Source organism: Nonomuraea sp. SYSU D8015 (genome assembly GCF_008065375.1).
Taxonomy (GTDB): Bacteria; Actinomycetota; Actinomycetes; order Streptosporangiales; family Streptosporangiaceae; genus Nonomuraea.
In genome coordinates this window covers 1-12418 of sequence record NZ_VJYI01000030.1, presented here as the reverse complement: position 1 = coordinate 12418, position 12418 = coordinate 1, and the positions used below count along the sequence as shown (strand labels likewise).

Here is a 12418-nt window from a genome sequence, read left to right as displayed (position 1 = left end):
TCTCGGCCGCGCTCGGCACGGGCGGCAGGGCTTTCGGAGACGTTGAGCTTGACGGCCGTGAACCCGCTCGCGACCTTGGCCGACGCGTCGTCCACGAGTTCGGCGGGGTCCGTGCCGCTCACCCACGTGTACATCCGCACCCGGTCGCGGACCGGGCCGCCGAGCAGCTCGTGGACGGGGGCGTCGTGACAGCGGCCCTTGATGTCCCACAGGGCCTGGTCGATCCCGGCCAGCGCACTCGACAGCACCGGCCCGCCGCGGTAGAAGCCGCCCTTGGCCAGCACCTGCCAGTGCCTCTCGACGGTCAGCGGGTCAGCGCCGACGAGGTGCTCCATGAGTGTGGTGACGGCGCCGTGGACGGCCTCGGCGCGGCCCTCGACGATCGGTTCGCCCCAGCCGCTGAGGCCTTCGTCGGTGTCGATCCGCAGGAACTGCCAGCGCGGCGCCACCAGGAACAACTCATATCCAATGATCTTCAAACTGCCTCATTCGGTCGGGGTTCGGCACCGGCCAGCAGCGCGCTGACGAGCTGGTCGGTCTCTCGGAGGACCAGGGCGGCCGCGCCGGAGGCCGCGGCTCGCTCTCCCAGGCCGAGGGCCGCGGCGACGACGTCGGCGTCGCGGTTGAGCACCATGGCGGAACGGCGCAGCGTGGCCCGGATCGGCTCCAGCAGGACGTCACCGGCGCGCGCCAGCTCGCCGCCGACGATGATCCGCTCCGGGTTCAGCAGGTTGCAGACGTTCGCGAGCACCCGGCCGACGACCTCGCCGGTCTCCTGGAACACGCGGCGGCAGCCGGGATCGCCGGCCGCCGTCGCGGCGAGGACGTCGTCGATGCCGGCGTCCGGGCCCAGCGTGGGCCTCAGCGCGGCGAGCACGGCGGGAATCGACGCGTACTGGACGAGGCAGCCGCGGTTCCCGCACGGGCATGCCTCACCGGAGAAGTCCGCCGAGACGTGCCCGATCGCACCGCCGCCGCCGCGGGCGCCGCCCTGATGCAGCCTGCCCTCGATCTGGAGGACGGCGCCGAGGCCGGTCGACAGCCCGATGTAGAGCACGTCGCGGACGCCGCGGCCGGCCCCCCAGGTGAACTCGGCAATCGCCTCCAGCCGGGTGTTGACCTCGGCCAGCACCGGACAGGACAGGTGCCGGCCGAACTCCTGTGCCACGTTCACGCCCACCCAGGCCTGGCCCGGCAGCGACGGTCCGACCACGCCGGTGCGCAGGTCGATCGGGCCCGGGACGCCGACGGCGAGGCCGAGCAGCGCCGAGCGGTCCTGGCCCGCCGCGGCGAGCAGGTCGTCGAGCAGGCCGAGGCCCGCGGCCAGCCGCTCCTGCCAGGGCGTGTCCGGCGCCACGGTCGCGCCTTCGCTGGCGAGCGTCGTGCCGGCGAGGTCGGTGACATGGCACCAGATGCGTTCGAGGGTGAAGTCGAGCCCGGCCGCGGTGCCCGCGGCGGGGTTGGCGCGGAGGAACGCACGTGCTCGCCCGTCCACGTCCGAGGTGTCGGCGTCGCCGGCGGACTCGATCACCACACCGCTCGCGATCAGCTCACCGACGATGGTCGACACCGTGGTGCGCGAAAGTCCTGACAGTCGCGCGAGCTCCGCGCGGTGCAGCACGCCGTGCTCCATCAGCGCGGAGAGCAGGCGCTCCGAGTTCGTCCGCCGGAGCGCTCTCAGGGATCCGGTGTCCTTTGTAGCCACGTGGTCGAGTATCGGCGCGCCACCGTTCCAGCGTCAACGGACTTTCGACATTCTGCGGCAACACTCTTGACACAAACCCAACAGTGCTCGAACAATTTCCGGCAAGTTCGGGTATCGGTCCCGGCCGGTTGACCTGGATGGCGACATGGACGCACCGCGGAACGATCGTGACAAGCAGCTAGTAGTGATCACCGGCGGTCTCGGCCGGGTCGGCACCGTCCTACGGCCGTACCTCCGGCGACACCACAAGCTCCGTCTCGTCGACACGGCTCCGAGAGCCGACGCACGTGCGGCCGACGGCCGCGCTCCTGCAGGCGGCCGCCGCCCACGCCGTGCCGAAGATCGTGCTGGCCAGTTCGCTGCATGCCGCCGGCGAGCGCAACCGGCCGGAGTTCTGGCCGGTCAGCCCGCGGCTGGATCCCCGGCCGTGCTGCGCGTACGGGCTCAGCAAGGTCGTCGTCGAGGCACTCGGCCGTTCCCACGCGGAGCGCACCGGCGCCTCGGTCACCTGCCTGCGGCTCGGCCTGACCGGCTGGCCACTGACAGAACGGCACTACCTCGGCATGGCAACCGCCTGGTCGGCATCCTCCATGGATGCTGAAAACCCACACCGCCTACGACCGGGCAACCGCCTGGTCACACCGGCAACACGACCTCGCCGCTTGACAATCCAAATCCAGGGATGTCTGACCCGCCACAAGACCACCCGCCGCGGCGACGGCGTCATCCCGCTCCCGGCTGGAGACGCTGTTCATCGTCGACCGGCACGCCCTGCGCGAACGCGGAGCCATCTTGTGGATCCGAAGCCTTCCCCATCTGAAGATCTGAAGTCGGTACAGGCCCTAGATCTGCGGGATCTCGATGCGTACGGGTTCTGTGATCGCCGGGGGTTCTCCGGGATAGGCTCCGGTGAGCAGGGCGGCGACCGTGTAGAGATTCCACGCCAGCGCGGGCTGTTTGATGACAGGTTCGGAGAAGAAAGCCTTCAATTCGTCGCCTCGCACGAGGGAGGCCAGAGCATCGGCTCGTTCGAGTACGAACTCTCCGAGAAGCGCGGACAGGTGCGGGCCTGGGCTGGTACGCCAGTTCCAGCTGCTTCCACGCTTCGCGACCGGTGGTACAGGAGTCCTCATGGAGGGCTTCCGCTGCCACCATCTGCCGGGTGACTCCGCTTTCCCGGCTTGGAAACGCCAGGGTTTTCCCTCAAGCTCGATCTTCTGCAGACCGGGAGCCAGCCGACGGGTCAGCTCGTAGACAACTTCTTCCGAATGGCGCCACCGCTGATCGAGCGACAGCGCCTCGGTCACCACGCGATTGTCGAGAAACGGCTGAATCGGATCTCCACGCCGCAGCGAACCGGTCCTTGCTGCAGCATGCCAACGTCCTACTCGGTATGTGACATACAGGTGGTCGAGCACTTCCCACGGATTCTCACCGGCTCGTCGCAGCCATGGCGCCGCCAACTCGCGCGCGTGCTCATTCGCCTCGTCGGTGAAGAGCGGCTCGTTCTTGAGGAAAAGGTCATCAACCCTGCGACGCATTGCCTTATCAGTGGTCTGCCCCTGGCTGTACAGGAAACCGCCCCTGAGGATCTCACCGCTCTGCCCGGACATGGTGGGCATGGTGGAGTACGGCCGGTAGTCCACGATGCTCTCGTACGCGGAGGTCATGCCTTCGCAGGCGCGGATCACCTCATAGGCGCGCACGCTCGGGTGCGGGACTAGTACGGCGTCCTTCGCCTCGTTCTGCACCGGCGGGATGACCGTATGGTCGATACGCAGGTGAGCGGCGATCGCTCTGGCGATGATCACGTCCGGGTGAGTGTCAAGCCCGTTGGTGGTCGCGCGGAAAGGGACACGGGCCGCGTGCAGAAGCGCGGCCATCAGACGGCTGTCACGCCCACCCGTCAGCGCCAGATTCACCGATGCGGAGACGGTGCGCAGTGGCTCGACGGCGGCGACGAGAGCATCACCTAACTGGCTGATCGCCCTGCGTTTGGCTCTCGCTGAGGCCGGCATCGGTTCGGCCGGTGGCAGCGAACGCGTGACAATACTCCGGCGACCGCCCTTCACCGTGACGATGGAGGATGGCCCGAGTGCCGTCACCCCTCGATAAGGGGTCTCGTCGGAGAGAAAGTATCCCTGGCGGATCATGGTTTGAAGGGCGACCTCGTTCCAGGCGACTTTTCCGTTGTTCGCCACGAGGTGCACGTGCAGAGCACGGGTTCCCACCAGGTGCAGATCCTCATTCTCGGCGTAGAAGACGGACAGGGCCCTCGTGCTTGCGGTGGCGGCCTGAATCTCCTCTTCGGCCACCCGGATGACGGAGAAGCATCCGGAGAGGTCCGCGGTCACATCGCGTAAGACGGGCGCTTGAGTGAGGCGCCGCACATCCCGCTGCGAGGCGACCGTGCCGCTTATCCCCAAGCCGTCACGGTTCTCCCGCACGATCAACGGTGGGCGCCCATCGGCGCCTTCCTCGTTGGACCAGGCAAGCAACGCACTGTCCGCACTCACCCACTCGGCGGCGTCGACGGTTTCCAACGGCACGGGAAAGACGTCCCTGAGAAGCGAGCGAGCCAGAGAGAGATGTCGGCTGAGATCCACCCCTGGGCGCTTTGCGACCATGGCCAGGTATACGCGCATGCAGATTTCCTCTCTAGCTGGGCTTCAAGCTGGGCCAGGGGGGCGGCGTGGGCGAACCGGACGGAGAGCCCCAACACCTGCGCGACGGCGAACGGAGGACGCCGCCACCCGGATCGCCTCGCGCGAAGAAGGCACCGCCTCCTGGGCAGGCTCCGCTTTCCTGCTGCACGAAGGCAACGGCGGGCGCCGTCATGGGAGGACTCCTTTGCGGGTCTGCCGGATTCGCGGACGCGAGGCCGGGTTCTTGGTGTCTGAACTGCGAGGCGTTACCCGCCCGGGAGTGGCGGGCGGGCACGGCCTCAGCGGTGTCTTGTCGTCAGCCCCGGAAAGGGTTCACGCCACCGCGGGTCCCGGCGACCGAGGTGCTCCTCTGGCAGCGGGGCAGGTCCCAGTCCAGGAGGGTGTCAGCGCAGTCACCCGGAGAAAACCGGCCATGAGTCTCGCCGACAGCCCCGCTACGGAACTGGAAGATGTCCCTCTCCTGCGAGGGGACGAATTCCGGCTCGAACCGCAGACGGTCTCGCTGGGACCCTCCGGTCGGCCGGTCTCCGCCGTGACACTGAGCGGAATGTTCCCCGTCGACGACAAGCGCTGCCGTCCGATCATCAACGACCTGCCCGACATCATTCACCTTCCGGCCCAGCTGGGACACCAGTCGCCGTTGCGTAACGTGATCGACCTCCTGAACGGGGAGCTGCACAAGCCAGACATCGGAACGGAGTCGGCGATCGGCTCATTGCTCGACACCCTGCTGCTTTTCGCGCTACGCGCCTGGTACGCGACCCATGGCGCCGGACTCGGCTGGGGCCCGGCCTTGAACGACCGCGTGATCAGCCACGTGCTATGCCGCATCAACAACGACCCCGGCCGGCCATGGACGGTCCATGACCTCGGCGCGGAGGCGGGGTTGTCGCGATCCGCGTTCGCCCGCCGCTTCACTGCGCTCGTCGGCCGGCCGCCGCTCGGCTATCTCACCTGGGTACGGATGAACGTGGCTGCTCAGACGCTCCGCGAGTCCACTGGAGGCAGTGGCGAGGAAGGTCGGCTACGGCTCGGAGTACGCGTTCGCCACCGCCTTCAAACGGCACTTCGGCACCCTCCCGGCGCTTACCGCCGACAGAACTCGGCGATCTCCAAAACGCCGCCACGCCCACTTTCCGATCGGCAGCCCTGACACCTCCCACCCTCCAGGTGAGCGCTGGAGCGGCCATGGGCGTAGTGGTCGCGCTGGTCGTAGCAGCCCTCAGTATGACTGAAGCCCGCCTGTTCGGCTTCCCGCCCGCCCAGAGAGCCATATCGACAAACGGGCGACCGGCAAGCTCGGCTCAAGGTCGCGGTTCGCTATGCCGACAGCGCCAGAGCAGTCCTGAAGACCGCCGCCGAGGAGCACCTCCCTTGGGTTCACGCGAACTCGACGCATGGAATGGTCCATAAACAGCGGACGACCTCGAGTTCCTCCTGAACGGCGCACTGGCGTCACCTCAGGTTAATAGCCCGGCTTGACGGCGGTCGTCTCGTCGCGCAGGAAATTCGGAGGAATCAGGCAGTCCGCCTTGTTAGGGTGCCCGCATGCGTTCTCAGCCGGCCTTGCTATCGCGCTCGACACCGGCGGCTTCGGGCGTCTCGTCCCGTTCGATCGCCGCGTTGCTGGACCGGCTCGAAGCACAATCCGTCGAGCTCCACTCCATCATGGTCGTACGCCACGGTCACGTCGTGGCTGAAGGATGGTGGGCGCCGTACTCGGCCGAACGCCCGCACCTTCTCTACTCGCTGACCAAGTCGTTCACCTCGATCGCGGTGGGGCTCGCGATCGCAGACAGGCGACTCTCGATGGACGACCGGGTGGTCGACGTGTTACCCGACCACGTTCCGGCCGACATCTCGGAGCAGGGACGCCGCCTCACCGTTCACCACCTGCTGTCCATGACGGCCGGGCACAGCACGGACAGCCTCGCCGAGGCCTGGCAGCTGGAACCGGACGACCTGGTGAAGGGCTTCCTGCGCGTACCGTTCTCCGAGCCTGAGGGGACCCGGCACACCTACGACAATGCAACCACCTTCCTCCTGGCCCGGATGGTGGAACGGGTCACCGGCCGCAGCCTCCCGGAACTGCTCGACGACCGCCTCTTCAAGCCCATGGGCGTCGACCACGCCGAATGGGACCGGGTGGCGAGCGGTGCCGCCTTCGGATTCCACGGACTCCACCTCACGACCGAGGCCGTCGCCGCCTTCGGCGAACTGCTGCTGCGCGGAGGTGTCTGGGGCGACCGCCAGCTCGTCCCGCGCGAATGGGTGGAGCTCGCCACCAAACGACACATCGAGACCCGGCAACTTGAAGACAACTCGGCTAACCCAGACTTTCTTTGCGGGTACGGCTACCAGTTCTGGATGTCGCGTCACGGTTACCACGGGCACGGCTCCTTCGGCCAGCAATGCGTGGTCGTCCCTTCCCACGATCTCGTGGTCGCCGTGACCGGCGGCAATACGCAGGCACAGGCAATGCTCGACGCAATATGGGAGTGCCTGCTGCCCGGCCTGGATGGCGCGGGAAGCGCCCGGGACGACGAGATCCTCGCCGATCGGCTGCGGCGGCTGTCACTCGCTCCGGTGCCGGGTTCGGCTGCCCCTTCCCGTTCCGGTGCGGCGAGGATCGACGCCTCCGCCGAGGATTCGGCCCTGCCCGACGGAACCACGGTGGCCGTCGAGCCGGTGGACGGCGGATGGCACCTGCAACTGGGGGCGTCCCTCAAGGTCGCCGTCGGCCACGGTGAGTGGCGGGAAAGCTCGCCGCTCGGCCGCCCGGTCGTCGCCGCCGGCGCCTGGCAGGGCAACACGTTCGTCGCTGACCTCTACGTCATCACCACCCCGCACCGGGTCCGGCTGGTGCTCGACGCCGACGCGGGGACAGCGGTGGCGACATGGGGCACCGTGCCCCTGACCGGCTCCAGCCTGCAGTTGCATCTGCGGTCGCCGCTGATGACCCGGCCCGACGTCGCCTAGTGTTCCTCGCCTTAATGCGACGCAGAAGTAACTCTAGGGATTCGAGGATCTCTTCGGCTGTCTTGATCCAGACGAACGGCTTGGGGTCCTCGTTCCAGATGTCCACCCACGCCAGGATGTCCTTCTCCAGCGCGGTGACGCTGGTGTGGACGCCCCGCCGGATCAGTTTGTCGGTGATCAGGGCGAACCAGCGTTCCACCTGGTTCAGCCAGCAGGCGCTGGTCGGCGTGAAGTGCACGTGGAAACGGGGATGGGCGGCCAGCCACGTCTGAACGGCCGGGGTCTTGTGAGTGCCGTAGTTGTCACACACGATGTGCAGCTGCAGGTGAGCCAGCACCCCGCGATCGATCTTCTTGAGGAACTTCAGCCATTCCACCGACCGGTGCCGCCGGTGCATCGAGGCGATCGCCTTCCCGTCGGCGATGTCGAACGCCGCGAACAGACTGCTGGTGCCGTGACGCACGTAGTCATGGGTGCGCCGCTCGGGCATCCCGGGCATCATCGGCAGCACCGACTGCGACCGGTCCAGAGCTTGGACCGGGACTTCTCATCAGCGCACAGGACCACGGCATGCTCAGGCGGATTCAGATACAGTCCGACGACATCATGGACCTTCTCGATGAACAGCGGTCCTTCGACAGCTTGAACGTCTCGGCCCGATGCGGCTTGAGCCGGAACGCCTTCCAGATCCGCCCACCGTCGAAGGCGACAGCCCCGACTGCTTGGCCATCGAGGCGCGCGACCAGTGCGTCGCACCCTTCGGGGTCGACTCCAAGGTGTCGATAATGACCTGTTCGACCTGCTCATCCCTGATCGTCGGGGGACGACCCGGCCGCGGCTCATCGACCAGTCCCTCCAGTCGGAACTCGATGAAGCGCCGCCGCCACTTGGCCACCATGTGCGCGCCCACCCCAACCGGGCAGCCACGTCGGCGTTGCTCGCACCGTCCGCGCAAGCCAGCACGATCTTGGAGCGCTGAGCCAACTCCTGGGCGCTGCTGGCCCGCCGCGCCCAGCGCGTCAACGTGGCACGCTCATCATCGCTGAGGGTCAATGCGGCCTTGGCCGACCCGACCTCGCCTCGTCGGCGAGCCCCGCCAGTCGCGACCTCGCGAACCGGCTCCGCCACTTGCGCACCGTATCCGGCGTGGCACCCATCGCGGCGGCCACCCCCGCGTTGCTGCTGCCCGGCTCCGCGCAGGCCAGCACCAACCGCGCCCGCCAGGCCGGCTTCGAGGAGCCCGCCGCCAACTGCGTGAGCTGATCACGCTCGCCGTCGGACAGGACGATCTGAACTGCCTGAGGACCAGAGCGCGCCATCAGAGCAACATAGGACTTATGGCGCAAATTAAGGGTGAAGAGCATTAGCCGACCACCTCACCGCGCACGGCCTGGTCCTGGAGATGCTCGCCGGGCCGCTCGCCGGAACCTATGACCCCGCCGGGCCAGGCCGGATGCTGTTCGCGTTCTTCGCCGCCATGGCCGAGACCGAGCGAGAAGCCATTCGCGAGGCCACGCTGGAAGGGCTGGACGCCGCGGCCCGCAAGGGCAACCATGGCGGCCGCCCCGCCGTCATCACCGACGACATGATCCACACCCTGCTGCGACGCCGCGCAGCCGGCGAACGCGTCGAGGAGATCCGCAAGGACCTGATCATCCCCACCGGCAAACCCAAAGGCCAAAACCCCTCCCCGGCCAGCCTTTACCGTGCCGTGGCCGCCCACCACAAGGCCCAGCGCCATCCCGACGCCGTCGCGGCAGCGCACGCCGAGTACGCCACCCTCACCGCTCCCGGGGAGTCCACATGAACACGCGCCGTTGAGCCCACCTGGCGTCAGCTTTGATCGAGCGGATTGCGCACAGTCCGTTTCGCCCACTCCCCCGCTACCAGCTGCGCCGCTGCGCACTCTGGCTTACGCTCCGCCTGGTCTTGGAACAGGCGTACGAAGGACTTGGCGAAGCCCAGCCGGGGATACGCTGCGACGAGTGCTTTCCTGAAAGAGGGGTTGAATGCCTCCAGGCCTGACCCGGATACATCCGCGCTGGTCCCCACCTGCAACAGTCGGCTCTCCACGTCCACTTCCGGCGCAACGTCGTCGCGCATATGGAGCACAATCACTTCAGCTGCCCGGTCGCGTCGCTCAGTCGGCCAGCCGAGACCGGCCGTGAAGACCCGGGCCAGGTGGCCACCAGCCTCTTCGAACGGGAGCGTGTGACTGTCGAAGGGCGCAACCAGAGCCAAGTCATGGAGCAACGCCGAAACGAAGAACAGCTCCCGGTCGAAGTCCAGGCCACGCGCCTGCGCCCAGGCCGCGCCGAAGAAGTATGACCGCACACAGTGGTGGTACAGCGCGTCGTCGGCGTACTCCTCACAGACCTGCTGCGCGGCTTCTGCCGCCCGCCCGCCAGGTACGTGCACCCCTGCAACCTCGATCAGCATCCGCCTGGTCTCCTTACGATCGAACACGATTCCGCTATGTGCGGCTTGATCAACATCGGCTCACCATGCCGTCGGTCCGGAAGCCGGGTCGAACGAGTCGCGGCTCAGAGAAAAGGCCTCTTCGGTGGTGATGGCTGCCCCCTGCCCGGTGCCTCGTCTCCCATGCCAGCCGCGTCTCTCATGAGCGTCATCATCACCCGCGGCACATCGAGCGCCCAAGTGGCAATACTGACAATGATTGCTTAAATAGTGACATGACCTCCCGTGTCGTCGCCGTCGCCGTCACCAACGGCGCGCCGAACTTCGAAGTCGCCATCCCGTGCGAGGTGTTCGGCTACCGGCGCCCGGATCTGACCGACTCCTGGTACGACTTCCGGGTATGCGTGCCGGCCGGCGAACGACCCCGCACCACCGCCGGCTTCGCCCCGGAGACCGCCTATGGCCTGGACGCCCTGGTCGAGGCCGACACCGTCGTGATTCCTGCCTGCCGTGACGTCCACGACGACCAGCCGGCCGAACTCGTCGCAGCCGTTCGCGCCGCCCATGGCAACGGGGCCCGGATCGTCTCCTTGTGCTCCGGCGCGTTCGTGCTGGCGGCCGCCGGCATCTTGGACGGGCGGCCGGCCACCACTCACTGGATGTATGCCGACCTGCTCGCCCGTCGCTACCCCAAGGTCCTGGTCGACGCGTCCGTGCTCTACATCGACGATGGCAACGTCCTCACCAGCGCGGGAACCGCCGCCGGACTCGATCTGTGCCTGCACATCGTCCGTACCGACTACGGCGCCGCCATCGCCAACGCCCTCGCCAAGCGCCTGGTCATGCCCGCGCACCGGCCCGGAGGCCAAGCCCAGTACTTTGACACCGGCACTGTCATCGATGACATGGACCAACTAGCTCCCCTGCTGGACTGGGCACGTCGACGGCTGGACCAACCCCTGACGATCTCGACCCTCGTGCAACAGGCGAACGTCACCACCCGCACTCTCAACCGCCGCTTCCACACCGTGACCGGCACAACGCCGATGAACTGGCTGCGCAACATCCGGATCGAGCACGCCCGCGAACTCCTGGAAACCACCAACCTGCCCATCGACCGAATCGCCGAACGCTCAGGGCTCGGCAGCCCCGCCAACCTCCGCCACCATTTCACTCGAACCGTCGGCGTCCCCCCAAGCACCTACCGCAGGACCTTCTCCGCAGGCTGACAGCGGGCGAGGCGGGCGATTCTCCGCCTTCGCACGATGTCAGCGGCGCCCGGCCGCACTTCCAGTACCCTGTCCGGCCGCGTGCAGGAGTTCGAACCGCTTGTGGTCGCCGGACTTGGCGTAGGTGATCTAGACCTCGCCAAGGAGGCTGCTGAGGCGATGCCCAGCGCTGGCGACGATCGGCTTCGGGGTTGGGCGGAGAAGCGACACGCGGCCAGGCCACTACTAGCTAGCCGACGACCGCGGCCCGGGTTGTCAGATCGTCATCTGTGATGGGTCGGAGCACCCGGCAGGGCGTCCCGACGGCGACCACCATCGGAGGGATATCGCGACTGACGACGCTGCCCGCGCCGATGACGGATCCGTAGCCGATACGGACGCCCGGCAGGACGACGGCGTTGCTGCCGATCCAGACCTTGTCTTCGATCACAATTGGTTCCGAGAACCGCCCGTAGTCGACCCGGCGCGCGGGATGCACCGGGTGCCCCGTTGTCGTGAGCGTCACACTTGGCGCGATCATGACGCCGTCACCGATGCGGATGTCCACGTCGTCGACGAAGGTGAGATTGACGTTACCGAAGAAGTCATCACCGATATGGACGTTGCTTCCAAATCCGGCATGGAAGGGCGGGAGCAGTACGGCGCGCTCTCCGACCGACCCGAGGATCGCGCCGAGTAGCGACTTCCGCCTGTCAGTTTCTCTGGGGGGTGTGTGGTTGTACTCGAAGATGAGATCGGTACGTCGCTGAGAATCCTTGAACGATGCTTCCGACTCGGTGTAGACGAGACCCTGACGGATCCGGTCCAAGACCGCTTGCTCGTCACTCTGAGGCACGCTGCTGTTCTCCCCTCAAACCTGTACGCCGAGCTTCGGGAACGACGCTCGCGGCGCCGGACAGACGCTTCGCCGCTACCCGCAAGCCGTTGGGGTCCGGTGAGGGTGACGCTCTCGCCATCTACCCGCGCGCCGAGGATGCCGCCGCCACCAAAACCCCGCCGCGTCGCTAAATGGATCACGAGTGACCGGCACCCTACGCAAGGCCGAGGACCCACGCAAGCCCGACGCCATCCGGCGCAGCAGCGCGCCGCCTGGACGACGCTGAGCTGGCCCAGCACCAGATGGACCCGCTCCTCCCTCTCGCCTCCTGGCCGCGTGCGAGGCGACCGTCGTGGACAGCAGCGGCGCAGGACAGGACAGGACGTGGAGCTGATCACCGGCCACCTACGACGAGTACCACTCATTCATGCTCTTTCCGGACAGCTCGCAAGATTACCAATGGGGACTGTACGGTCTTCGGCTCTGGCCCGTAATCGGTGGTGGCACTGAGTGATCCCTGCCAGGCTGGGCCGTGCTGAAGATCGACGATCTTGTGGGTGTGGTATTTGCGGGACTGTCTTCCCTGGTCATCGAGGCAGTACAG

At 67.2% G+C, this 12418-nt stretch carries 9 protein-coding genes and 4 pseudogenes; 5 read left to right on the top strand and 8 right to left on the bottom strand.

Annotation, left to right across the window (positions count from 1 at the left end):
* Window positions 1–218 precede the first annotated feature (218 nt).
* Window positions 219–449, bottom strand: a pseudogene (locus tag ID574_RS62560) (galactonate dehydratase); the annotation flags it as partial.
* 26 nt (window positions 450–475) lie between these two features.
* Entirely contained in the window at window positions 476–1705 is a 1230-nt protein-coding gene (locus ID574_RS52040) for an ROK family transcriptional regulator (RefSeq protein WP_188196531.1), read from the bottom strand.
* Window positions 1706–1992: 287 nt separating this feature from the next.
* Here ID574_RS52040 and ID574_RS63225 point away from each other — a divergent pair.
* Window positions 1993–2169, top strand: a pseudogene (locus tag ID574_RS63225) (NAD-dependent epimerase/dehydratase family protein); the annotation flags it as partial.
* A 378-nt stretch (window positions 2170–2547) separates the two neighbouring features.
* Here ID574_RS63225 and ID574_RS52030 read toward each other — a convergent pair.
* Window positions 2548–4350, bottom strand: coding sequence for an asparagine synthase-related protein (locus tag ID574_RS52030; RefSeq protein ID WP_188196530.1), 1803 nt, complete (start codon window positions 4348–4350; stop codon window positions 2548–2550).
* Between ID574_RS52030 and ID574_RS52025 the strand changes: the two genes are divergently transcribed.
* A complete protein-coding gene (locus ID574_RS52025) occupies window positions 4331–5524 on the top strand; it encodes a cupin domain-containing protein (protein ID WP_336245638.1) in 1194 nt (397 codons plus the stop codon). The genes ID574_RS52030 and ID574_RS52025 overlap by 20 nt on opposite strands.
* A gap of 395 nt (window positions 5525–5919) precedes the next feature.
* Complete coding sequence (locus tag ID574_RS52020; RefSeq protein WP_188196528.1) at window positions 5920–7350, top strand: serine hydrolase domain-containing protein; 1431 nt, start codon at window positions 5920–5922, stop codon at window positions 7348–7350.
* Window positions 7351–7381: 31 nt separating this feature from the next.
* On the opposite strand, the pseudogene ID574_RS52015 reads toward ID574_RS52020, so the two are convergent.
* Together ID574_RS52015 and ID574_RS63220 are read right to left on the bottom strand one after the other, a co-directional pair.
* Window positions 7382–8403: pseudogene (locus tag ID574_RS52015) on the bottom strand (IS630 family transposase); the annotation flags it as partial.
* Window positions 8400–8519 carry a helix-turn-helix domain-containing protein gene (locus ID574_RS63220; RefSeq protein ID WP_442939444.1) on the bottom strand — a complete coding sequence of 40 codons (120 nt, stop codon included), beginning with the start codon at window positions 8517–8519 and terminating at the stop codon, window positions 8400–8402. The gene ID574_RS63220 and the pseudogene ID574_RS52015, both read right to left, overlap by 4 nt.
* 209 nt (window positions 8520–8728) lie before the next feature.
* On the opposite strand from ID574_RS63220, the pseudogene ID574_RS52005 reads away from it, so the two are divergent.
* Window positions 8729–9157, top strand: a pseudogene (locus ID574_RS52005) (recombinase family protein); the annotation flags it as partial.
* Window positions 9158–9183: 26 nt separating this feature from the next.
* Here ID574_RS52005 and ID574_RS52000 read toward each other — a convergent pair.
* Window positions 9184–9789, bottom strand: a complete 606-nt coding sequence (locus tag ID574_RS52000; RefSeq protein ID WP_188196525.1) for an HD domain-containing protein — start codon at window positions 9787–9789, stop codon at window positions 9184–9186.
* Between the two features lie 254 nt (window positions 9790–10043).
* Between ID574_RS52000 and ID574_RS51995 the strand changes: the two genes are divergently transcribed.
* Window positions 10044–10997, top strand: a complete 954-nt coding sequence (locus ID574_RS51995; protein WP_188196524.1) for a GlxA family transcriptional regulator — start codon at window positions 10044–10046, stop codon at window positions 10995–10997.
* Window positions 10998–11226: 229 nt separating this feature from the next.
* On the opposite strand, the gene ID574_RS51990 is transcribed toward ID574_RS51995, so the two are convergent.
* On the bottom strand, window positions 11227–11805 hold the full coding sequence (locus ID574_RS51990; protein ID WP_223167975.1) for a sugar O-acetyltransferase: 579 nt from the start codon (window positions 11803–11805) through the stop codon (window positions 11227–11229).
* A 430-nt stretch (window positions 11806–12235) separates the two neighbouring features.
* Window positions 12236–12418: hypothetical protein (locus tag ID574_RS61095; protein WP_223167974.1), on the bottom strand; the 183-nt coding region annotated here is incomplete at its 5' end.